The sequence below is a fragment of the Selenomonas sp. oral taxon 136 genome, assembly GCF_001554015.1.
Classification (GTDB): Bacteria; Bacillota; Negativicutes; order Selenomonadales; family Selenomonadaceae; genus Centipeda; species Centipeda felix.
In genome coordinates this window covers 2,358,463-2,381,268 of sequence record NZ_CP014239.1, presented here as the reverse complement: position 1 = coordinate 2,381,268, position 22,806 = coordinate 2,358,463, and the positions used below count along the sequence as shown (strand labels likewise).

Below are 22,806 nucleotides of genomic sequence, written 5' to 3'. Positions count from 1 at the left end.
TGTGTCATGAAGGACGACTATCTGGTCAAATTAGATGCGTTTGAAGGACCCATGGATCTGCTCATGCATCTTATTGAAAAGAATAAGATCGATCTCTACGATATTCCAATTGCCGATTTGACGCGCCAGTATCTAGATCATATTGACAGGCTCTACCAGTTCGATATTGAATATGCCAGCGAGTTCTTGGTCATGGCGGCAACATTGCTGCGGATTAAAGCCCGTATGCTGCTTCCTCCAGCCGAAACGGATGAGGAGCAGGAAGAAGATCCGCGCAGGGAACTTGTCGAACGTCTATTGGAGTATCGTCGATTTAAAGAAATCGCGTCGCTTCTCGCAACGATGAACGATGCACAAAGTCCCTATGTGGAACGCTCTCCCATGCCGCTCCCTGCGCATCGCATGCCGCTGCTTGGTCTTTCTCCTGATGCGCTGTTGCGGGCTTTTTCGGATGTCCTGCGCGCGCAGGAGAAGCCACGCATCCCGACGGTTGTCATTTCAGCGGAGGAGTATCGTGTGCAGGATAAGATGGCGGATATTCTGTCTCTTCTCCATACACATCATGGCCGCATGAAACTGAGCGACGCGTTTCCCAGCGGAACGCGGGAAGAGCTGCTCTCTGCCTTTTTGGCACTGCTGGAGCTCGTCAAGATGCAGACGGTACTCGTTACGCAGGAATGTCTGTATCATGTGATTACGATTTCAACAAAGGAGGGTAGCAGTGCAGTCTCTTAGCCGCTCGAGTATTCTTGAAGCCGTTCTGTTTGCCGCAGGTGCACCGCTTCCACTCTCAAAACTGGCAGAGATCATCGAGGTTCCGGAGTGGGAGGTGCAGGAGGCGCTGACCGTCCTCGAACGCGATATCGCTGCGCAGAGGCGCGGAATATTTTTGCGCAGATCGGCAGGCGGCTATCAGCTCGTGACGCACCCCAGTGCCTTTCCGTGGGTGCAGAAGCTCGCTGAAAAAATACAGCCGACACTGTCCTCGTCTGCGATGGAAACCCTTTCCATTATTGCCTATCGGCAGCCCATCACCAAGCAGGAGGTAGAACACATCCGCGGGGTGCGCGCCGAACGCTCCATTGGACGGTTGATGGAGCTGGAACTTATCTGTGAAATGGGACGTAAACCCGTCGTCGGGCGTCCCATACTGTATGGAACGACAGATTTGTTTTTGCGCTCCTTTGGCCTAGCGCGGATAGAGGATCTTCCTGCCTTACCGAACATCGACGATATAAAGAAGACGCTGGATGATGACCAGCTGCGTCTATTTGAGGAGATGCAGGGGGCATCGGATTCTACGGAAGAAGAATAACTTAGCTTATGCGAAATAAAGGGGTGGAATCATTGGTAGAACTGCTCGCGCCTGCGGGAACGAAAGAGGCTTTTTATGCTGCTGTTGAAAATGGAGCGAATGCCGTCTATCTCGCGGGAAAAATGTTTGGTGCGCGTGCCTATGCGGCCAATTTTGACGAGCAGGAACTGAGCGATGTCATCCGCTATGCGCATCTGAAGAACGTTCAGGTACACGTTGCTGTCAATACGATCATCGATAATGAGGAACTCCCTAAGTTAAAGGAATACCTATCCTTTCTTTCCTCGGTTGGAGCAGATGCTGTATTGGTACAGGATCTCGGCGCGGCACGTCTGGCACAGCAAATCGCACCGTCTCTTCCGCTGCATGCGAGTACGCAGATGACCATCCACAACAGTGAAGGGGTAAAGGCTCTTGCAGCGCTTGGGTTTTCCCGCGTCGTTCTCGCACGGGAATTGTCCATTCCTGAGATACAGAAGATATGCCGTGAGAGCAGTGTTGAGATCGAATGCTTTGTGCATGGCGCACTCTGTGTCTGTTACTCAGGACAATGTCTGATGAGCAGCATGATCGGCGGGCGCAGTGGAAATCGTGGCCGCTGTGCACAGCCCTGCCGCCTTCCGTATACACTGATCGATGAGGCAGGACGAGATGTGCTCGGCGATTCTGCCGGGAATTTCTTGCTCTCTCCGCGCGATCTGAATGCCGTTGATCTGATTCCACAGCTGCTCGACGCAGGAATATATTCGCTGAAGATTGAGGGGCGGATGAAACGTCCTGAGTATGTTGCGACCATTGTCCGCACGTACCGAAAGGCGATCGATCACTATCTAGCTGAAAAAAATCCACCGATCGACGATGATGATCGCGATCATCTGGCGCAGGTGTTTAATCGGGACTTCACAACAGCATACATGGAAAGATACCAAGGAAAGCAGATGATGAGTGACCGCCGTCCGAACAATCGGGGGCTCTTGGTCGGCCGTGTCGTCGATTATGATGCCCGTACGAAAATGGTGTCGCTGAAACTTGCCCGTGATCTTGCTGTTGGCGATCAGCTGGATTTCTGGGTCAAAGTCGGAGGACGCGTTTCTGCGGAGATCGAACATCTCTATGATGAAGAGGGGCGCGAGTGTCCGGCAGCATCCGCGGGGGATATTGTCTTCTTCCGGATCCGTGGACGTGTACGTATGCATGACCGAGCCTTCAAGGTCTATGATGCAAAACTGATGGAGGCAGCGCGTCGTTCCTATGCAGCGGATGCTCTTGCTAAGATTCCTGTCGCCATGCACCTTCATGCCAAAGTACAAGCTCCGCTGACCCTCCATATTGAAGATGATGCAGGAAATTGTGTCGATGAAAAAAGTGAGTACCTGCCAGTGCGCGCGACAAAGCGTCCTCTCACCGACGAGATAGCAAAAGCACAGATGGAACGCCTGGGAACAACGGCGTTTGTCATGAAAGAACTCACCTGCGAGATCGATCCGGAAGTAATGGTTCCCGTCAGCGAACTGAATAAACTTCGCAGAGCAGCTATTGCCGCACTAGAAGAGGTACGCACTAGCCGTTTTCAGGCGAAAAAAAAGATATGTCGAATCACAGTTCCTGTGCGAGAGAATGTGCCGCCTGCACCTCCTGCAAAATTGATGGTCTCTGTGGATTCCCTAGCGGCTGCCGAAGCGGCAATTTCCGGCGGTGCAGATGGGCTTCTCTACGGCGGTGAGTCCTATGAGGGGCGCCATCTGCAGCCGCGTGATTATGATACTGTCTGGGACTATGCACAGGCGCATCACGTACGCATTGACTATAACACGCCACGTATCGTTCATGAAGGTGAGTGTTCTGCGTTAGTAGATCTTCTGGCACATTTTGAAAACAAATTGCCTGCTGCTCTTCATGTCCATAATATTGGAACTGCCCATCTCGCGCAGGAGCATTGTTCTGCTGCTCTTCATGCAGATGCATCAATGATCAGCTACAATAGGGCAACCATTGAGTTTTTGCAGTCTTATGGCTTTAAGGAAGCAACGATTTCGCCAGAGTTAAACGAAAAACAGGCAGCGCGGCTCGCCCATGACTCTGCCATCCCGCTCAGCATGATGGTCAGCGGCCGCTTGCCGTTGATGGTATCGGAATACTGTGTGCTCGGAAGTTTTCTCGGCGATTTAGATAAGGGACAGTGCACGATGCCATGCCGAAAAGGAAGATATTTTTTGCATGACCGCAAGGGGATCGATTTTCCCATTGTAACCGATCAATTCTGTCGTATGCATATATTGAACAGCAAGAAGCTGTCGCTCCTCCCACATGTTCCGAAGATTTTACGTGCGGGGATTACGACCCTGCGCATCGAAGGACGCGGCACGGCACCGGATGAGCTGCGGCGTACGGTTTCTGCCTACAGGGATGCGATGAAATTATCTCTGCCATTAACTGAGGAAGAAGAAAAGCGCCTGCAAATGCAGGAAGGAAATGACATTACGCGCGGTCATTACTTTCGTGGAATCTTGTAGAAGCACCGATTAGTTCTGTCGCATTGTTTTGACGCATTCTTTATAAAAAGAGGTACTTATGGACACGGAGTCATTTAAGGTTTTAGAATACGAAAAAATAAAAACCAGACTCGCATCGTATGCCGCCACAGCCTATGGGAAAGAACGATGCAGCAGTATCATGCCATCTTCCAACTATGACCACGTGGCACGGCTTCACAGGGAGACCGAAGAGGCAGTACGGGTTGCACAGATTCAGCCGCCGCCATTTGATGGCATCCATCATCTGCAGGAGATTCTTAAACAGGCAGGGCGTGGTATTCTGCTGGAGCTGGATGAGCTGCGCTTGGTCAAGAGCACCATTGGCGGCATGAGAGACGTGAAGTATTTTTTTCGTGATCTGTCTGCTGATGCAGAGCTGTTGAAAGACTTGGCGCGGCGCATCGAAATCTTGGGCATGTTGGAACGGAATCTTAAGGCAGCGATTGACGAATACGGAAATTTTCGCGATGATGCCAGCCCCGTCCTTCATCGCATCACGAATGAGCTACGTACGGCACAGTCGCGAGTAAAGGATCGGATTTCTTCCATTCTTCACGATGCAGCCTATCAAAAAATGTTTCAGGAAGCTATTGTAACCGTGCGCGATGAACGCTATGTCATCCCGGTCAAGCAGGAATATCGCAGCCAATTTCCAGGTGTCATTCACGATCAATCTGCAAGCGGCGCGACACTGTTTATTGAACCACTCGCCATTGTCGAGCTGAATAATACCGTGCGTCAGATGGGGATTGCTCGCGAGCAGGAAATCCTGCGTATTATGCAGCGATTGACCGGTGAAATTGCCCGTTCTGCCGATATTTTGTCTGCCAACTGCACGATTTTGTCCGATCTCGATCTCATTTTTGCTCGTGCTTCCTTGGCGCGTGAGATGAGAGCCTATCCGCCGATTTTGAACAGAGACGGCTATGTGTACCTGCGAAGGGCGCGGCATCCGCTGCTCCCTCTGGACAAGGTCGTTCCGATTGATATAGAGTTGGGGAAAACTTTTTCCACACTGCTGATCACGGGGCCGAATACCGGCGGTAAGACCGTCAGCATGAAGACACTCGGCATTCTTGCGCTGATGTCCCAGTCGGGGTGTTTCCTTCCGGTCGAGTCAGGCTCGGAGATACCTGTCTATCAAAATATTTATGCGGACATTGGGGATGAACAGAGCATCGAGCAGAGTTTATCCACGTTTTCCGCGCATACCCGCAATATTGTACGCATCATCGATCGAGCGACATTTGGCGACCTGGTGCTCCTAGATGAGGTCGGCGCGGGAACTGATCCTGATGAGGGCGCTGCTCTTGCGCGGAGTATCATCGAACACTTCCTTATGAATCGCATTGCTACTGTTGCGACAACGCATTATGCCGATCTCAAAACGTATGCATATACACAGCAAGGCGTTGAAAATGCATCGGTTGAATTTGACCTCAAGACGCTCCGTCCGACCTATCGTTTGCTCATCGGTATACCTGGGGCAAGCAACGCCTTTTCCATCAGCCGCCAACTCGGTCTGCCGGAGGAGATCGTTGCACGGGCGGAAGAATATGTAAGCGAGGATCATGCCCAGTTTGAAACCGTTGTTCACGATTTGGAACGTGCCAAGACGATTTATGAGGAAAAAAATCAGCTCCTTTATAAAAAAGAAACGGATGTTGGCAGGGCTGAGTCACGCCTTCGTGCAGAACGTGCTGCATTTGAGCAGTCGAAGCAGGAACTCCTCCATAAGGCACGCGAAGAAGCCAACAACATTGTACGTGAGGCAAGACGAAGTGCCGAGGAGACCATTCAGTCGCTCAAGGAACAGTTTGATGACCATGGCATCAAGGAACGTCAAAAAGCGATTCAAGCAGCACGGTCAAGACTGAATGAGGCCTATGTGCACAATATATCGCCGAAAATTCCTGCGGAGGGGAGACCCGTTCGCCCCGGTGAGATCCAAAGCGGGGATACGGTTTACATCCGTACGCTTGCCCAGGAGGGTACAGTGCTTTCCGTGCAGGGCAAGGAGCTCAGTGTTCAAGTTGGCGGTCTGCGTACCATGGTCAAGATGGATGCGTGCACATTTGTCGGACACCCAAAGCGTAAAAAAAAGATCAACAAGATACGCATCGGCGGTTCATTGGCGCAAAAATCGGCAGAGGTTCGCCCACAGATTGATGTGCGTGGCATGACCGTATTGGAGGCTGAGGCAGTTCTTGAGAAATTCATCGACGATGCTGTCTTTGCAGGGCTTTCCACTGTGCTGGTCATTCATGGAAAGGGGACAGGAGCGCTGCGCCTTGGGCTGCGTGATTACTTTAAGCGAAATAAATCCATCCGCTCGTTCTCCTTTGCTGATATTGCTGAGGGTGGTACGGGTGCAACCGTTGTTACACTGAAATAGAAGTGAAAAACTCCTCTTGACGCGCGCTTTTTGAGAAAATCTCCTTACAAAATACAAACTTTGTGTTACAATAGAGAAATTGAGTGCATAAAGCGCTTCCAATGGACACATCTTGGGAATCACTGGCAAAATGAAATCTGTCAGATTGGCGTATTTTTTCGTCCGAACGAGGTGGAAAACCGGACGCAGAGTGAGACTCTGCACTAGATTCCCCCCCCCCCCAAAAAAAGTACAGGCAATAAAGATGCGTCAAGATGATGGCGTTAAATTTATAGTGCTTCCCTAGGTTAGGAAGGTATCCATGCAGAAGAGCGAAAAGAAAGCAACGAAGAAGTCGTCAGGATTTTCCCTGGGAAAGATGATCCTCGTCGTAGGACTGATTTTGTTCGTCATGGTCATCGGCGTCGGCTGTGGTTTCCTGACGGCGAGTCTGAATACCAGATCAAATCTGGCAGAGGACATTGTTCCGCCGGCATCGTCGCAGATCTACGATATTCATGGAAATGAGATTGCGAATATCCATGCGGCGGAGAATCGTCGTCCGATTGGCATCAATGAAATCCCCAAAAACCTCCAAAATGCTTTTATTGCGGTGGAGGACAATCGATTCTACGATCATATCGGTATTGACCCACGTGGCATTGTACGCGCGATCTGGGCAAATATTCGCGGCCGAACGGTCACGGAAGGCGGCTCTACGATTACGCAGCAGCTTGCGAAGAATGCCTACCTGACACAGGATCGCACACTAAAGCGTAAGGTACAGGAAGTATTCCTCGCGCTGCAGCTGGAACGACAGTATACGAAGCAGGAAATCCTTGAGCTCTACATGAACCAGATTTACTTTGGACAGGGAGCCTACGGTGTTCAGGCTGCAGCGCAGACGTATTTTGGTAAGGACGCCAAGGATTTGACGCTTAATGAGTGTGCAATGTTGGCTGGAATCCCCAAAAGTCCGAATTATTACTCTCCCATCAACAATATGGATGCGGCGACAGAGCGCAAGGCTGTCGTGCTCGATCAGATGGTTAAGTACGGCTATATCAGTGACAGTGAAGCCGCAGCGGCAAAGAAGGAGCCGCTGCATATTGCGAAAAACACAAATGATGGCGGCAAGAGTGCCTCCTATTTTGTGGACTACGTTCTCCAACAGCTGGCAGAGAAATATGGAGACGATGCGATCTACAAGGACGGTCTGAAGATATATACAACCATCGACATGGATATGCAGGCTGCGGCAGAGACGGCGATGAAGAATCTGCCGACCTACTTTACGGATGCCAACGGGATCGTTCAGCCACAGGGAGCATTGGTCGCTATCGATCCGCACACGGGCTACATTAAAGCGATGGTTGGCGGGCGTGGGACGGATCAGTTCAATCGTGCGACACAGGCAGTCAGACAGCCTGGCTCAGCGTTTAAGCCCTTCGTTTTTGCCGCTGCACTCGAGAACAAGTATACACCAGAATCCATCATCGAAGACAAGCCGCTGAAAGTCGGTTCTTGGGAGCCGCAAAACTACAGCCGCAACTTCTCCGGCAAGGTTCGCCTGCGCGATGTTGTACGCTGGTCACTCAATGTCCCAACCGTTCGTATCGCACAGGATATTGGCATCGATAAAGCAATTTTTTACGCACAGGAAATGGGAATATCCACGTTTGTCCTAGATGGTGCGACGAATGACCGTAATCTGGCAACAGCCCTAGGCGGAATGACGCGCGGTGTAACACCGCTGGAACTGACCAGCGCCTATGGTACATTTGCCAACCGTGGCATCCACGTCAAACCCGTTGCTATTCTGCGTGTCGTATCGCGTACCGGGAAGGTGCTCGAAGAAGCAGAGCGCAAAGAAAAGAGTGTTATGTCAGCGGACAATGCGGCGGCACTGACGGCGATGCTTGAAGATGTCATTCGGCGCGGGACGGGTACGCGCGCCAACATCGGACGTCCGGCCGCAGGAAAGACCGGCACAACGAGCGACTATCATGATGCATGGTTCGTCGGTTATACACCGGATCTGGTTGCCGGCGTGTGGATCGGAAATGACAGTGTCAGTGACTTGCACGGCATGTCCGGTGGTATGACCCCCGCCGTTATTTGGCAGGCATTTATGCAGAAAGCATTGGCTCAGATGCCCATACGAAGCTTCGCTGGGAGTTCGGCCCATTCTGACACGTCTGCCAAAGAGGAGACGGCAGTCGATCATGAGAAGTCCTCTGGTGAGAAAAAGGCAGCGGATGAAAAAAAGAAGGAGCAGGGAAAGACCTCTGGAAGCACTTCCAAGGGCGGGGGAAATACTGCTCCTGCGGAACCCGTACGTTCTGCACCGGTCGAGTCTCCAGGAGCTGCGCCTGAACCTGGCATGGGGATAGAAAAAGGACAAAACTAGAGAAGAGAGGATCATTCATTGAATGCTGTTGATATTCTAAAGGAGCGCGGGTTTCTTGCACAGTGCACAGACGAAGCTGCACTGCGCGACCTGCTCGATCATGAACAGGTGACATTCTACACAGGATTCGATCCGACGGCAGACAGCCTCCACGCAGGACATTTGATTGCACTTATGGCCATGTCCCACATGCAGCGTGCAGGACATCGTCCCATTTGTCTTGTCGGTGGCGGCACGGGGACAGTAGGTGATCCTTCAGGACGAACAGATATGCGCAAGGTCATGACCGATGAAACCATTGCGCATAATTGCGATTGTTTTCGGGCACAGATCTCGCACTTTATCGATTTTACGGATGGACATGCCATCATGGTCGATAACGGCGACTGGCTGCGCAAGCTCAATTATATTGATCTGCTCCGCGATGTTGGAGCACACTTTACAGTAAATCGTATGCTTGCTGCAGAAAGCTATAAACAGCGGTGGGAGAAAGGGCTTACCTTCCTTGAGTTCAACTACATGATTATGCAGGCGTATGATTTCCTAGAGCTCAACCGACGCTACGGCTGTCGCCTTGAAATGGGCGGCGACGACCAGTGGTCGAATATTATCGCCGGTGTCGAACTCTGCCGTCGCAAGAAGAATATTACCGTATTTGGCCTAACCAATAAGCTGCTGACCAAAAGCGATGGAAAGAAAATGGGCAAAACGGCGGGCGGAGCACTTTGGCTTGACCCGAAGAAGACTTCTCCCTATGATTTCTATCAGTATTGGCGGAACGTCGATGATACGGATGTTTTGACCTGTCTCTCTCTGCTCACATTCCTCCCCATGGAGGAAGTGCATCGTCTGACGTCCGTTGAAGGGCAGGAGATGAATCACTCGAAGGAAGTGCTTGCCTACGAGGTGACGAAGATCGTTCATGGAGAGCAGGAAGCACATAAGGCACAGGAGATGGCGCGGGCTCTGTTCGGTGGTGGTGTCTCTGAACAGGTTCCACAGCTCCATGTGACATGTGGAGAGAAGCTGATTGATGCACTGACGCGCGAGGGCGTCTTTTCTTCCAAAGGAGAGGCGCGCCGCTTGATTCAGCAGGGCGGTGTCACGCTCAATGAGACGCGCGTCTCTGATGAACATTATGTCTTACAGGCAGATGATTTTTCAGAGGGGAAAGCACTGCTGAAAAAAGGAAAAAAGAAGCACTATCAGTTGGTTTGCTGAATACTACGTTGACGATGGGAAGGAGATAAATAATGTCCGGGCATTCAAAATGGGCAAATATCAAGCGTAAAAAAGGTGCAAATGATGCAATCCGCGGAAAAATCACGACGAAGATTGGGCGCGAAATCACGATTGCTGTCCGTATGGGTGGCGCGGATCCAACGGGAAATATGCGTTTGAAATTGGCGCTTTCCAAGGCAAAGGCCAATAATATTCCGAAGGACAATATTAATCGCGCCATTCAAAAAGGACTCGGAGCAACTGAGGGAAGCAATTACGAAGAGGTGATCTACGAGGGCTACGGTCCGGGTGGTACAGCGGTAATGCTCGATATCCTGACCGACAACCGTAACCGCACTGCTGCGGATGTGCGTCATCTTTTTTCGAAGTATGGCGGAAACCTTGGACAGGATGGTTGTGTCTCATGGATGTTCAAAAAGAAAGCTGTTTTCGTGGTCGAACGAGATACCTTTGATGATGAGGACGCACTTCTGGAGCTCGTTTTGGAGGCGGATGCTGAGGACATGCGCTCCGAGGACGATGTCTTTGAGATCGTCGCTGAGCCGGATGCCTACGATGCCATTGAGACTGTATTGGGCGAAAAGGGGATTGAAACGGCATCAGCAGAGGTGACGATGGTTCCTGACACGACGGTTCACCTCGTTGACAAAGATGCGGAGAAAATGCAGACGCTGATTGATGCGCTGGAAGACAATGACGATGTTCAAAACGTCTACAGCAACTATGAAATGGATGAGTAGACGACATCCTTCCTTGAGTGCAGACATCGTGTCTGCACTTTTTTAGGAATCGCATAGGAATATACAATGTTAGTACTTGGTATTGATCCAGGAACAGCTATTTGCGGCTACGGATTTGTAGAGCAAAATGGGTCGCGTTTACATGCACATGCCTATGGAGCTGTTACAACACCATCAAAAATGCCTGTGGAACAGCGCTTGTTAAAAATCCATACAGTGCTCGATGAACTCATCCAAAAATATCACCCCGATGCAATGGGCGTGGAACAGCTCTTCTTCAATCGCAATGTTACGACAGCCATACCGGTCGGACAGGCGCGTGGGGTCGTACTTCTCGCCGCGGCAAAAAATAACCTTCTGTTGATTGAGAGAACGCCGCTTCAGGTGAAACAATCCGTTACGGGATACGGAAAGGCAACAAAGGAGCAGGTCATCTACATGGTGACAAAACTCCTCCATCTGCCCGAGGCTCCTCATCCTGATGACACGGCGGATGCTCTCGCTGTCGCGATCAGTGCTGCACACTGCATGGACACAATTGCCTTGCGCAATCGATTGTAGGCTCATGTTGACCGAGATGAAATGAAGGCTGAACTTCGCGAGGATTTGTTTTGACAGGAGCAGAGTAGATTTATGATCGGATTTCTAAAAGGAAAAGCGACGCATATCACATCCGACTATTGCCTTCTTGATGTGCATGATGTAGGTTATCGCGTATTCATTTCCAATCAGACGCGTGCACATATCAGTCCAAGTGCGGAAGTCATGCTTTACATTCATACAAATGTACGAGAGGACGCCATTCTTCTCTATGGCTTCTTTTCGCAGGAAGAATATGATCTGTTCCTCCATTTGATCGGCATTTCAGGCATCGGACCAAAAGTCGCTCAGGGAATCCTCTCTTCGGCAACAGTAAATGATTTCTACCGTATGGTGCAGCAAAAGGACGTAAAAGGTATCACAAAACTTCCCGGTATTGGAAAGAAGACGGCTGAGCGTATTCTATTGGAGCTGAAAGACAAGCTATCAGATGTCTCGGTTGCAGATCTGCCGGAAGGTGACAACAACGTCGGAACAAAGGCCGAAAATAGTATGATCGCTGAAGCGACAGAAGCGCTTCTCACGCTTGGTTTTCAAGATAGTGAGATTCAGCGTGTATTCCGACAGAGGCATTCCTGCCAAAATACGGAGGAGCTGATCCGGTATGCATTGACAGAACTACAGCGACTCTGATCCAGGAGAGGAGGGAACACAATGCCTGAGATGGGGGAAGATGAAGAAATCATTTCCTATGAAGAGCAGTCCACCGATGGCTGGCAGTATAGTCTGCGGCCGCGGCGGCTCAGTGAATACATCGGACAGGATAGAGTAAAGTCCAATTTATCCAAATTTATACAAGCGGCGCTGTCGCGGGGAGAAGCGCTCGACCATGTCCTCCTTTGTGGCCCTCCGGGACTTGGAAAGACGACGCTCGCGGCCATTATTGCCAATGAGATGGGGGCTAATTTTCGCCAGACATCGGCGCCTGCCATCGAACGGCAGGGAGATCTCGCCTCCCTGTTGACCAATTTACAAGAACACGATGTTCTCTTCATCGATGAGATCCATCGTCTTTCCCATCATGTTGAGGAAATACTCTATTCTGCCATGGAAGATCACGCCATTGATATTATCATAGGAAAAGGGCCAAGTGCGCGATCCATCCGTTTAGACCTCGCACCGTTTACGCTGGTTGGGGCAACGACGAAGACGGGATCTCTATCGGCACCGCTGCGCGACCGATTTGGGATACAGGCGCGGTTAGAGTACTATACGACCGACGCTCTCCTGCTCATCATCGAACGCACCGCTGAGATTCTTTCCGTTCATATTGAACGAGACGGTGCACTTGAGATTGCACGTCGCTCGCGTGGAACGCCGCGCGTTGCCAACCGTATTCTAAAGCGCGTGCGTGATATTGCACAAGTGGCAGGCGAGGAAATTATTTCGCGTTCCGTTACCATCGATGCACTGGATGCATTGGAAGTCGACGAATGTGGTCTAGAGAACAAAGACCGTTATATGCTTGAAGTCATGATTCAGAAATTCTCTGGTGGCCCCGTCGGACTCAAGACCCTTGCGGCGGCACTGAGTGAGATGACAGAGACCATAGAGGATGTCTATGAGCCGTATTTGATCCAGCTTGGCTTTATCGCTCGTACTGCGCGCGGACGTGTTGTGACACAGGGTGGGTATGAACACATCGGGGCACCGTATCCACGCGGTGATGACAGACAGGGAGAGTTACTCTAACATGAAAATGCTTTTGCATATGTGCTGCGGTCCATGTTCCTGCTATCCGGTAAAAAAATTACGCAGCGACGGCATAGAGCCGACCGGGTATTTCTTTAACCCGAACATCCATCCATATCAGGAGTGGAAAGCACGGATGCAGGGGGCAGCACAGTTTGCGGAAATGGTGCAGATGCCGATTGTCATTGATCGGGAATATCAGATGCGTTCATTCCTGAAAAAAGCTCTTCCTGCAGAGGATACGCGCGGTGGACGATGCCGTATGTGCTATACATGGCGCCTGCAGGAAACTGCCGCCTATGCGGCACAGAACGGATTCGATGCCTTTACATCAACCCTGTTCTACAGCATCTACCAACAGCATGATCTCATGCGCTCTGTTGCAGAATATTTTGCAGATCAGTACTGCATCACGTTCTACTACGAAGACTTTCGTATCGGATGGCAGGAAGGTATTGATATGAGCAAGGATATGGAGCTCTACCGTCAATCCTACTGTGGATGTATTTTTAGTGAAGAAGAACGATACAGCAAGGAACTGCAAAAAATTCGTCGAAAGGAAAATCGGGAGAAGAAACGACAACGCCAAATGCTTTCCGTATGAAAAGGGAGTGCAGCAATGAAATTGTATTTGCGGTGCAGTATTCTTGTCATCAGTACATTTCTGTTCGTTGTTCCTGGCATTGTGTCCGCATCGTGGCAGCCGGAAATTACGGTAGGAATCAGCCAGGGTGTCGCGGAAGCAGAATTTTCCGGAAGGAATGCACCGCTTTATGTATACACAGACGAGCAGCAAAAGAGCCCCATTCTGACGATTCCACAAAAGGAAAAACTGCGGGTTCGATTCCTTCATAATACATTTGAACTCAATGGAAAATTGTATGAGGCTAAGCAGTTATACATTCAGGCAGGCGAAGATGAATCCATTTACATCAACGATATTCCATATCGTGGTTATGTTACATTGCTGAAACAAAACGGTATGACTGTTATCAACCATGTTTTGACAGAGGATTATTTGTACGGAGTTGTGCCCAAAGAAATGCCTTCGACGTGGCCGATGGGCGCTTTACGTGCGCAGAGTATTGCAGCACGAACGTTTGCCCTGAAGAACAGAAATCGCCATAGCGAGCAAGGATTCGATCTGTGTAATACTGCGCATTGTCAAGTTTATGAAGGAAGTTCGGCAGAGACGAAGGAAACGACGGAAGCTGTTGATCGTACGCGCGGAGAAGTGATGTTTTATCACGGCGTCATCATTGATGCTGTATTTCATACGGATTCCGGCGGTATGACCGAGTCCGCCGAACAGGTGTGGGGGAGCTATGTACCTTATCTGCGTGCCGTATCCGAACTGCAGACGAAAACCAAGCCGTGGACGCAACGTGTTTCAACGGCACTGTTCATGAAAAAAATGGAGGAGAACGGAAAAAAGATTGGTCTTATGAAGTCGATTCATCTTTCTCCTCTCAGTATCGGCAAGGGGAGCAAAGATCGGAGTCCGAGCGGCCGCGTCCAGTTTATTGAAGTTCTTGGTGACAAAGGAAATTGTGTTGTTTCAGGAAGTGACTTGCGCAGGCTGTTTGCTCTGCCAAGCACACTATTTGACGTGCAGCGTGAATCGTCCGATATTGTCTTTCACGGCTATGGCGGAGGGCATGGTCTCGGTCTCTCGCAGTGGGGGGCCAAGGCATTTGCCGACCGGGGGAAGACCGACCGAGAGATCCTATCGCACTACTATACGGATATAACCATCGAGAAAATATACTAAATGAACTACGGATACACCGAGCCACACATTGTATTATGCAGTCCGTAGTCATATAAGGTGAGATCTATGAATATTTCTGATTTCGATTACTTTCTTCCAGAGGAGCAAATTGCACAAGTTCCGGCAGACCCGCGGGACTCTTCACGATTGATGGTGCTGTCCCCCAAAAAACAGACCATCGAACATCGGCACTTTTATCAGCTGGATGAATATCTGACGGATGGAGATGTTCTGATATTCAATGATACCCGAGTAATCCCAGCGCGCCTCATTGGTGTAAGACAGCCTACGGGGGGAAAGGCTGAGGTGTTTTTACTGCGCCAACTGGAACGGGATCAATGGGAAGTTCTTGTGAAGCCCGGCAGAAAAATGCGTGTCGGCTCTGTGATTACGTTTGGTCATGAGCTGTCCTGCGAGGTGCTTGCACATACGAATTTTGGCGGACGAATTGTGAAATTCTCCTATGAGGGAATCTTTGAGGAGATTCTGGATCGTTTGGGAACGATGCCTCTTCCACCTTACATTCATGAGACACTGCAGGACCCAGAGCGTTACCAAACGATTTACAGCCGAGAGAAAGGCTCTGCGGCAGCACCGACGGCAGGGCTGCATTTTACGGAGTCTCTTATGGATCGGCTGCGGAAAAAGGGGGTGCACCTTGGCTTCGTCACGCTACATGTGGGTCTCGGTACATTTCGTCCGGTTCAAGTCGATGAGATCGAAGATCATGTAATGCACAGCGAATTTTATTCCATACCGACCGAGACAGCGGACCTGATCCGTATGGCAAAGCAGGAAGGCCGACGAGTAATTGCAGTGGGGACGACCTCCATCCGAACACTGGAGTCTGCGGCGGTCGACCATGGAATGATCGAAGCAAAGCAGGGATGGACGAATATTTTCATCTATCCGGGGTACCAGTTCAAAATCGTTGATGCTGTGATTACAAACTTTCATCTTCCAAAATCCACACTGATTATGTTGGTTAGTGCATTTGCCGGACGAGAATTTACCCTGAAGGCGTACCGAACAGCCGTCGAGGAGAACTACCGATTCTTTTCATTCGGCGATGCCATGTTGATTCAATCACGAGCATAAAGAAAGGACAGTCATACGAAGGTGTTGCTCTTCGTATGACTGTCCCTTACTTTTCCGGAAGCTCGCTCAGGAGGTCATGGTGCTGATTGATCAAATCGGCCATCATTCTCTTACCGTTGACATCCGGATGTAGTCCGTCGGTTGACAGAAGTGGATTTAGGACACTCCACTTTGCATCATAGAAATATGGCTCTATGTCAATGTAATACTCCTGTGATCGAATCCACGCATTGATGAGACTCAACTTCATTTTCCACGTGGGATCCGTTTCAGTATGAAATGCCAGCTGGATACGTTCCGGATTCAGCGGCAGCAGCGTTAAGAAAATAGGACGTATACCATGCAGAGAACATTTCTTTCGGATGGCATCCAGATCCTTTATAATTTCCTGTGTAGGCGTATCCGCACGCAGACTGTTGGAGCCTGTGAGAATCAAAAGATTGGCCGGGTGTAGGGGGAGCACGTCTTGGTCAAAGCGCTCCAGTGTCGTGTGCGATGTATCCCCGCTGCGGCCAAGGTTGAGACATTCAAAGGACAGATATGTCGTATAGCTGTACTCTAGGAATGCGGGGGAGCTCGATATCGCACCGCCTCCATGAGTGATGCTGTCTCCGAGTGCCGCAGCGTAAACATGTCCCGATGGAGCTGGATTCACTGTAAATGATGCCACATCCGACCATGTTCCAACGGTATGACCTTTGGCATCCAGCCCGCGTACACGCCAGTAGTAGGTACCGGCATAGGGGCGTGCGTATTCATCGTAAATGGCATTAACATCGGAGATGGTTTGTGCCCAGGCACGGTGTGGATCAGGTTTTGTTCCGTGGTCGTGCTTTGGTTTTTCCGTCAGAAGTTCAACCTCGTACGTATGGACGCCATTCATCGGAATCCATTGGTAGACTGGGTAGATTGGCTGATGGAAATTCATGACCTGATCGAAAATATTCGGTAGGGGACGATCGGGAATCGCTGCATTTTGATCGATGACAAGCGGCTCAGCGGAAGAAAACTCGCCGATGGGTTCCTGCTTTAATCCCAAGGCACGGACTCTCCAATAGATTGTTTTATGGGAGGAAAACTTCCGCAGGTCTGCCTGCCAACCATTCGTGAATACATCGCGAGTGCTGGTCAAATGGTATTTCGTGGAAAGTACGATGCCGCCTTCTTGCTCCGGGGGAGCAGAGAGCAGCTCCACTTCGTAGAGAACCGCGTTAGGAATGCTGTGCCAAACGAGAAAGGGCATAAGACTTGCTGGATGTTCTTTTGTATAATGGTAGATTGGAATAGGTGCCTGTGCAGCGAAATAGGGGGAAGCAATCTCCGTCGATGGAGATGTCAGAGCACCGAACATACCGTATGCGGTGATCCGATAATAAAAGGGAATCGGCGCCGAGGAGATCCGGTAGGAAGGTGTTGTTGTAAATTCCGTCTTAACAAGCTCAAATTCAGCTTTGTCTGTGCCCATTCCCGTTGTCTTGATATAGGTATCCACACGATAGTAGCATGGATATGCAGGGCGTTCCCAACGCAATGTGACGATGCCGTCTTCCTCGTATACCTTGGCAGAAATGTCAAGTTCACGAAAATGCAGGAAATCGGTTTTCTCAAGAAAAAAAATGCATCCGATAACGATAAAAAAGATGAGACTTGTAAAAAACAAATATTGCTTCATAGATTCACCCAAAGATGATATGATAGAAAACTCCTTAGAAAGGCAGGGGTCAATATGAAAAAAAAAGGTCTAATTATCGTTCACACCGGTGACGGTAAGGGAAAGACAACGGCAGCCCTTGGAATGGCGATGCGTGCGTGGGGAAATGGCATGCGCGTATTGATCCTCCAATTCATTAAAGGAAGCCGAACCTACGGTGAATTGGAGGCGATCAAGGCACTTCATTCGCTGCAGGGGCGGATTGAGATTCGACAAGGGGGCCTTGGCTTTTCTCAGCGCGGAGACAATAGGGAGGAAAAGCATCGTCAGGCCGCGCAGGAGCTTCTCCATACGGCAAAGAATGAAATCCAACGGGGAATGTGGGATATGGTCATCCTCGACGAATTCAATTATGCATATTCCTTTGGATTTATCCAACGAAATGAATTGGATGATCTGATCGCCGCACGACCTTCCTGTATGCACCTTATTTTCACAGGCAGGAATGCCGCACAGGAACTCATTGAGCGGGCGGATCTTGTCACAGAGATGAAGCTGATCAAACATCCTTATCAACAGGGAATCAAGGCGCAAGAAGGGATCGAATTCTAATCCGATTATAGCATATTTGACAACAGCGTGCTATGAAAGATATACATACTGCAGCAATATTCGGTTGAAAAAAATGGAGGAATGCGCTAAAATCTCTGTCATGTATTTGTTATCTTCACTTGTGCTGAAAAATTCTTCCTGCATGAGCGAAGTGGAAGTGGGGGAGAATCCTTATGAGAAGCGATGTTGTAAAAAAAGGAGCGACGCGCTGTGCGCATCGTTCACTTTTTCATGCCAATGGATATGGAAAGGAAGATCTTGCAAAGCCACTGATTGGTGTCTGCAATTCATTCAACGAGATTATTCCCGGTCATTTTCATCTCAATACGATTGCGGAAGCCGTAAAACTCGGCGTGGCTGCAGCCGGCGGCACACCGATTGAATTTCCGTCCATCGGTGTGTGTGATGGAATTGCAATGGGGCATACAGGGATGAAATACTCCCTTGCCAGCCGTGAGCTGATCGCCGATTCGATAGAGGCCGTTACCATGGCATCCGGCTTTGATGGACTTGTTCTGATCCCAAACTGCGACAAAGTTGTTCCGGGAATGTTGATGGCGGCAGCGCGTTTGAACATTCCAGCCATTTTGGTCAGCGGCGGACCGATGCTGGCAGGTCGCCATCACGGGCGTAACATCAGTGTCAGTCAGGCATTCGAGGCCGCCGGCATGTTTGCCGCCGGCAAGATGGACGCAGAGGAAATGACGGCGATCGAGGAACATGCCTGTCCCAGCTGTGGCTCTTGCTCTGGGCTTTTTACCGCAAACACCATGAACTCTTTGACCGAGGTACTCGGCATGGGGCTTCCCGGGAATGGGACAATACCTGCACCGTATACCGGAGAACGTCGTCTGCTCGCAAAGATGGCAGGAACCATCATTCTCGATCTCGTACGCAAGAATATTTGCCCGCGCGATATAATGACACGTGAGGCGTTTGAGAATGCTATCACCGTTGATATGGGGATTGGCGGATCGTCCAACACCGTCCTTCACCTTACGGCAATCGCACACGAAGCAGGCATTGAGCTTCCTACGCCTCTCTTTGATGAGATCAGCCGACGTACTCCGTACATTACGAAGTTGAGCCCTGCCGGCACACATCACATGCAGGATTTGAACGAGGCGGGCGGTATCTCTGCGGTGATGAAGGAACTGTCCAAGAAGAATTTGCTTCATCTGGATGCATTGACAGTGACAGGGACTGTACGCGAGCGGATTGCACACGCAGAAGTCATGGATCCCACGGTCATTCACAGCGTTGATCATCCCTATCGTCCTGAGGGCGGCCTTGCCATACTGAGTGGTAATCTTGCTCCGGACTATGCTGTCGTGAAAGCATCTGCCGTGTCAGATGATATGCTTACCTATCGTGGATCAGCGAAATGCTTTAACTCCGAAGAAGAGGGAGTTAATGCCATCATGGAGGGGAAGATCCATGATGGTGACGTCGTTGTCATACGCTACGAGGGGCCAAAAGGCGGCCCCGGGATGCAGGAAATGCTGAATCCAACTGCCGTGATTACAGGCATGGGGCTTAAGGTTGGGCTCATCACCGACGGACGTTTCAGTGGTGCAAGTCAGGGTGCCTGTGTTGGGCATGTGTCTCCGGAAGCCATGTCAGGCGGTCCTATCGCACTGATCGAAGATGGGGATATGATTACCATCGATATTCCGAATCGCAGACTTGAACTCGAAGTCAGTGATGAAGAACTTGAAAAACGGCGTAAGAATTGGGTAAAACCAGAACAAAAAATCAAAACGGGATACCTTGCGCGTTATGCTAAGTTAACAACATCGGCCAACACCGGTGCAATTCTGCAGTGATTTTGATTCGACCCATGGGAGATTCTCCTCCTATGGGTTGTTTTTATGATGCCAATTCGATATAATGTCGTTGCGTTGTTCAGGAAAAAGAATGGAGAAGCGAACAATATGCATATTGTTCTCGTCGAGCCCGAGATCCCTGGAAATACTGGAAATATTGCACGGCTGTGTGCAGGAACAGGAATGGATCTGCATCTGGTACGGCCACTCGGATTTTCAACCGACGATAAGCATTTAAAGCGCGCCGGGCTCGATTATTGGCATCTTGTCCGCGTTCACTATCATGATTCCTTTGCGGCGCTCTACCAACAATATCAAGAGCATACATTTTACTTCTGCAGTACAAAAGCGCGTCACAGCTACTGTGACATATCCTATAAAATGGATGATTTTCTCGTTTTTGGAAAGGAAAGTGCAGGCCTGCCGGCGTCTTTATTGACAGCGCACGCAGCCAATACCATCCGCATTCCGATGCGGGAAGAAGCACGCTCGTTAAATTTATCCAATGCCGTTGCCGTCGTGGCGTTTGAAGCCCTGCGGCAGCATCAATTTGCCGACTTACGTATATACGGTAACGGTTGCCATGGAAGGAGCACACAGATATGAATGAAACATTCATTCATTCCTGTTATCAGGAGTTTGAACGGATAAGGCTCTTTGAAAATGCTCCCATGCGCTTCCATACAACGTTTCGCATCGGCGGACCTGCAGATCTTCTGTTTTATCCGCATAACACAGAAGAAGTGCGCGCGATCATACAGAAAGCAAAAAACTATGATATTCCCATCACCATTCTTGGAAATGGATCAAATCTGCTGATCCGAGACGGTGGGATACGAGGGCTGGTGATTCGTTTCAGCCGCCAGATGTCAGCCATCACGCAGGAGGGGACAACACTTATTGTCGGCGCAGGAGCTCTTCTGAAAGATATTGCATCATTTGCGCAAAAGAAGGGGCTCTCAGGCCTAGAGTTTGCTTGTGGGATACCGGGAAGCATCGGCGGGGCCATCTTTATGAATGCAGGCGCCTATGACGGTGAAGTAAAATCTGTCGTCACGGCAGTCAAAACCATTTCACCAGATGGAGGGGTGCGCCTGTATTCTGCGGATGAGTTGGGCTTCGGCTATCGCCATAGTGTTTTTCATACGAATAATGAGGCAATTTGTGAAGCCCATCTGTGCCTTCGTACGGATGATCCGTCATCTATCTTGGAGAGAATGTCTGACCTCAATCAGCGCCGTGAAAGCAAACAGCCGCTTTCCTATCCTAGTGCCGGCAGTACGTTCAAGCGACCACCCGGATATTTTGCAGGCACTCTGATCGACCAGACGGGTCTTAAGGGACTTACATACGGGGGCGCACAGGTCTCACAGAAACATGCCGGTTTTATTATCAATATCGGCGGTGCGACAGCGCGTGATGTACAGCAGCTCATACACTCTGTACAGAATCGTGTATATGCTAAGCACAACGTAAGACTGTTCCCAGAGCTTCGTATCATTGGAGAACCATAAGGAGAACGTTTCCCCCATGGAAACATACCATCAGCTGGTTGATTTTGCGTCAAAATACAAAAATATCGTCGTTGCACTTGGCATGTTTGACGGATTGCATATTGGACACCAAAAGATCATCCGCACCGCAGTCGAACGGGCAAGAAGTATTCATGGCGCTGCATTTGTTTTTTCCTTTACGAATCATCCGCGGACCATCGTTGATTCCTTGGGAGCCCCACGCCGCATCAGCAGCGAACAGGTAAGTCTGCGGATTCTGCGAAATTTGGGTGTCGATGTCTTGGTTGAAATTCCTTTCACACATGATTTTGCTGACACGTCGCCCGAGGAATTTATTCACCTGCTGTACCGCCATTTTTCACCGCGATACATTGTTGTCGGTGAAAACTATACGTTTGGAAAAAAAGGTGCAGGAACACCACAGCTCCTGCACGATATGGGAAAACGGTATACCATAGAGACCATTGTGTGTTCATCCGTTTTGTACGATGGGGACCCAATCAGCAGTACGCGCATTCGGACCTATATCGAACAGGGGGATATAACGCACGTAAATGAGCTTCTTGGATACCCTTTTACGATGATTGGGACGGTAATACACGGGCAGGCACGTGGACGGCTGCTTGGCTTTCCCACAGCCAATATTGCACTCCGCGAATCCTATGAGATTCTGCCGAACGGCGTATACGCGGTAACGGTTGTATATCATCACCGTATCTATTCAGCCGTTGCCAATATAGGAAATAATCCAACGTTTGGGCTATGTGATCGGCGCATGGAAGTTCACATTATGGACTTTGACGGAGATCTTTACGGAAAGAAGATTCTTGTATCGTTTCATAAAAGGATACGGAGTGAGACGCGATTTGATTCCGTTGAGGCGCTTATTTCACAAATTAAATCTGATAAAGAATGCGCGGAATGCGTATTTCAGGAAACTTTTCATTTACAAGAAAAAATTTCTATGGTAATATGAACAACGCAGTTGTATCCATGACTCAGATAGCGAGTAATCCGACGTTTTCTTGGTCATTGGTTATTTATTTTATGAGGAGGATTTTTTATGATCACACAGGAACAGAAGCAAGACATTATCAAGAAATATGCAGTGCACGAGGGGGATACGGGCTCTCCTGAAGTACAGATCGCTGTTTTAACTGCCCGCATTCAGTATCTCACTGAGCATCTGAAAGAGCATAAGAAGGATCATCATTCACGCCGTGGTCTACTGAAGATGGTCGGACATCGTCGTCGTCTTCTTGGATATCTCTATCAGACGGATATTGAGCGGTATCGCTCCATCATCACGAAACTTAATCTTCGCAAGTAACTTCTTAGCGGAGCAAAAACACAGGACGGGGGATTCCCGTCCTTTTTTATTGTGAAAACAAGGATTCTGCAATGTTTTGTCGAATGGATTAACTGTA

20 protein-coding genes are annotated in these 22,806 nt (G+C 49.7%); 19 read left to right on the top strand and 1 reads right to left on the bottom strand.

The annotated features are described in order from the left end of the window. Positions 1-6 precede the first annotated feature (6 nt). From AXE86_RS11410 to queA, 13 genes are all read left to right on the top strand, one after another. A complete protein-coding gene (locus tag AXE86_RS11410; protein WP_009442191.1) occupies positions 7-735 on the top strand; it encodes a segregation and condensation protein A in 729 nt (242 codons plus the stop codon). Continuing rightward, on the top strand, positions 722-1,315 hold the full coding sequence (gene scpB / locus AXE86_RS11405; protein WP_061946855.1) for an SMC-Scp complex subunit ScpB: 594 nt from the start codon (positions 722-724) through the stop codon (positions 1,313-1,315). The genes AXE86_RS11410 and scpB overlap by 14 nt, the downstream gene beginning before the upstream one ends. Positions 1,316-1,323: 8 nt before the next feature. Beyond that, positions 1,324-3,828, top strand: a complete 2,505-nt coding sequence (locus tag AXE86_RS11400; RefSeq protein WP_198145270.1) for a DUF3656 domain-containing U32 family peptidase — start codon at positions 1,324-1,326, stop codon at positions 3,826-3,828. Between the two features lie 58 nt (positions 3,829-3,886). Further along, positions 3,887-6,244 (top strand): endonuclease MutS2, encoded by a 2,358-nt coding sequence (locus AXE86_RS11395; RefSeq protein WP_061946853.1) that lies wholly within the window; start codon positions 3,887-3,889, stop codon positions 6,242-6,244. A 301-nt stretch (positions 6,245-6,545) separates the two neighbouring features. Then, a complete protein-coding gene (locus tag AXE86_RS11390; protein WP_061946852.1) occupies positions 6,546-8,633 on the top strand; it encodes a transglycosylase domain-containing protein in 2,088 nt (695 codons plus the stop codon). Positions 8,634-8,651: 18 nt separating this feature from the next. Further along, positions 8,652-9,854 carry a tyrosine--tRNA ligase gene (gene tyrS, locus AXE86_RS11385; RefSeq protein WP_061946851.1) on the top strand — a complete coding sequence of 401 codons (1,203 nt, stop codon included), beginning with the start codon at positions 8,652-8,654 and terminating at the stop codon, positions 9,852-9,854. 32 nt (positions 9,855-9,886) lie between these two features. Further along, positions 9,887-10,615 (top strand): YebC/PmpR family DNA-binding transcriptional regulator, encoded by a 729-nt coding sequence (locus AXE86_RS11380; protein WP_061946850.1) that lies wholly within the window; start codon positions 9,887-9,889, stop codon positions 10,613-10,615. A gap of 66 nt (positions 10,616-10,681) precedes the next feature. Next, positions 10,682-11,176, top strand: a complete 495-nt coding sequence (gene ruvC / locus AXE86_RS11375) for a crossover junction endodeoxyribonuclease RuvC (RefSeq protein WP_061946849.1) — start codon at positions 10,682-10,684, stop codon at positions 11,174-11,176. Positions 11,177-11,248: 72 nt separating this feature from the next. Beyond that, complete coding sequence (gene ruvA, locus AXE86_RS11370; RefSeq protein ID WP_061946848.1) at positions 11,249-11,848, top strand: Holliday junction branch migration protein RuvA; 600 nt, start codon at positions 11,249-11,251, stop codon at positions 11,846-11,848. 21 nt (positions 11,849-11,869) lie between these two features. Continuing rightward, positions 11,870-12,907, top strand: coding sequence for a Holliday junction branch migration DNA helicase RuvB (gene ruvB, locus AXE86_RS11365; protein WP_009442182.1), 1,038 nt, complete (start codon positions 11,870-11,872; stop codon positions 12,905-12,907). Between the two features lies 1 nt (position 12,908). Further along, positions 12,909-13,511 (top strand): epoxyqueuosine reductase QueH, encoded by a 603-nt coding sequence (locus AXE86_RS11360; protein ID WP_061946847.1) that lies wholly within the window; start codon positions 12,909-12,911, stop codon positions 13,509-13,511. 15 nt (positions 13,512-13,526) lie between these two features. Continuing rightward, on the top strand, positions 13,527-14,678 hold the full coding sequence (locus AXE86_RS11355; RefSeq protein ID WP_061946846.1) for a SpoIID/LytB domain-containing protein: 1,152 nt from the start codon (positions 13,527-13,529) through the stop codon (positions 14,676-14,678). Positions 14,679-14,744: 66 nt separating this feature from the next. Next, positions 14,745-15,776, top strand: a complete 1,032-nt coding sequence (queA, locus tag AXE86_RS11350) for a tRNA preQ1(34) S-adenosylmethionine ribosyltransferase-isomerase QueA (RefSeq protein ID WP_061946845.1) — start codon at positions 14,745-14,747, stop codon at positions 15,774-15,776. Between the two features lie 46 nt (positions 15,777-15,822). On the opposite strand, the gene AXE86_RS11345 is transcribed toward queA, so the two are convergent. Then, positions 15,823-17,448, bottom strand: coding sequence for a GDSL-type esterase/lipase family protein (locus AXE86_RS11345; protein WP_061946844.1), 1,626 nt, complete (start codon positions 17,446-17,448; stop codon positions 15,823-15,825). Positions 17,449-17,502: 54 nt separating this feature from the next. Here AXE86_RS11345 and cobO point away from each other — a divergent pair, with 54 nt between their 5' ends. The 6 genes from cobO (at position 17,503) to rpsO (ending at position 22,709) form a co-directional block, all read left to right on the top strand. Then, positions 17,503-18,039, top strand: coding sequence for a cob(I)yrinic acid a,c-diamide adenosyltransferase (gene cobO / locus AXE86_RS11340; protein ID WP_009442176.1), 537 nt, complete (start codon positions 17,503-17,505; stop codon positions 18,037-18,039). A gap of 173 nt (positions 18,040-18,212) precedes the next feature. Next, positions 18,213-19,865, top strand: coding sequence for a dihydroxy-acid dehydratase (ilvD, locus tag AXE86_RS11335; protein WP_061946843.1), 1,653 nt, complete (start codon positions 18,213-18,215; stop codon positions 19,863-19,865). Positions 19,866-19,973: 108 nt separating this feature from the next. After that, on the top strand, positions 19,974-20,471 hold the full coding sequence (gene trmL / locus AXE86_RS11330; RefSeq protein WP_061947031.1) for a tRNA (uridine(34)/cytosine(34)/5-carboxymethylaminomethyluridine(34)-2'-O)-methyltransferase TrmL: 498 nt from the start codon (positions 19,974-19,976) through the stop codon (positions 20,469-20,471). Beyond that, positions 20,468-21,379 carry a UDP-N-acetylmuramate dehydrogenase gene (murB, locus tag AXE86_RS11325; RefSeq protein WP_061946842.1) on the top strand — a complete coding sequence of 304 codons (912 nt, stop codon included), beginning with the start codon at positions 20,468-20,470 and terminating at the stop codon, positions 21,377-21,379. The genes trmL and murB overlap by 4 nt, the downstream gene beginning before the upstream one ends. A gap of 16 nt (positions 21,380-21,395) precedes the next feature. Further along, positions 21,396-22,355, top strand: a complete 960-nt coding sequence (locus AXE86_RS11320; protein ID WP_061946841.1) for a bifunctional riboflavin kinase/FAD synthetase — start codon at positions 21,396-21,398, stop codon at positions 22,353-22,355. 87 nt (positions 22,356-22,442) lie between these two features. Continuing rightward, positions 22,443-22,709, top strand: a complete 267-nt coding sequence (rpsO, locus tag AXE86_RS11315) for a 30S ribosomal protein S15 (RefSeq protein WP_009442171.1) — start codon at positions 22,443-22,445, stop codon at positions 22,707-22,709. The last annotated feature ends 97 nt before the right edge of the window (positions 22,710-22,806 follow it).

Excerpts from the sequence above, each read along its gene's own strand:
- AXE86_RS11410 (WP_009442191.1), top strand. The coding sequence starts at position 7 with ATGAAGGACGACTATCTGGTCAAATTAGATGCGTTTGAAGGACCCATG.
- AXE86_RS11400 (WP_198145270.1), top strand. The coding sequence starts at position 1,324 with ATGCGAAATAAAGGGGTGGAATCATTGGTAGAACTGCTCGCGCCTGCG.
- AXE86_RS11395 (WP_061946853.1), top strand. The coding sequence starts at position 3,887 with ATGGACACGGAGTCATTTAAGGTTTTAGAATACGAAAAAATAAAAACC.
- AXE86_RS11390 (WP_061946852.1), top strand. The coding sequence starts at position 6,546 with ATGCAGAAGAGCGAAAAGAAAGCAACGAAGAAGTCGTCAGGATTTTCC.
- AXE86_RS11380 (WP_061946850.1), top strand. The coding sequence starts at position 9,887 with ATGTCCGGGCATTCAAAATGGGCAAATATCAAGCGTAAAAAAGGTGCA.
- ruvC (WP_061946849.1), top strand. The coding sequence starts at position 10,682 with ATGTTAGTACTTGGTATTGATCCAGGAACAGCTATTTGCGGCTACGGA.
- ruvA (WP_061946848.1), top strand. The coding sequence starts at position 11,249 with ATGATCGGATTTCTAAAAGGAAAAGCGACGCATATCACATCCGACTAT.
- ruvB (WP_009442182.1), top strand. The coding sequence starts at position 11,870 with ATGCCTGAGATGGGGGAAGATGAAGAAATCATTTCCTATGAAGAGCAG.
- AXE86_RS11360 (WP_061946847.1), top strand. The coding sequence starts at position 12,909 with ATGAAAATGCTTTTGCATATGTGCTGCGGTCCATGTTCCTGCTATCCG.
- AXE86_RS11355 (WP_061946846.1), top strand. The coding sequence starts at position 13,527 with ATGAAATTGTATTTGCGGTGCAGTATTCTTGTCATCAGTACATTTCTG.
- queA (WP_061946845.1), top strand. The coding sequence starts at position 14,745 with ATGAATATTTCTGATTTCGATTACTTTCTTCCAGAGGAGCAAATTGCA.
- AXE86_RS11345 (WP_061946844.1), bottom strand. The coding sequence starts at position 17,448 with ATGAAGCAATATTTGTTTTTTACAAGTCTCATCTTTTTTATCGTTATC.
- cobO (WP_009442176.1), top strand. The coding sequence starts at position 17,503 with ATGAAAAAAAAAGGTCTAATTATCGTTCACACCGGTGACGGTAAGGGA.
- ilvD (WP_061946843.1), top strand. The coding sequence starts at position 18,213 with ATGAGAAGCGATGTTGTAAAAAAAGGAGCGACGCGCTGTGCGCATCGT.
- trmL (WP_061947031.1), top strand. The coding sequence starts at position 19,974 with ATGCATATTGTTCTCGTCGAGCCCGAGATCCCTGGAAATACTGGAAAT.
- murB (WP_061946842.1), top strand. The coding sequence starts at position 20,468 with ATGAATGAAACATTCATTCATTCCTGTTATCAGGAGTTTGAACGGATA.
- AXE86_RS11320 (WP_061946841.1), top strand. The coding sequence starts at position 21,396 with ATGGAAACATACCATCAGCTGGTTGATTTTGCGTCAAAATACAAAAAT.
- rpsO (WP_009442171.1), top strand. The coding sequence starts at position 22,443 with ATGATCACACAGGAACAGAAGCAAGACATTATCAAGAAATATGCAGTG.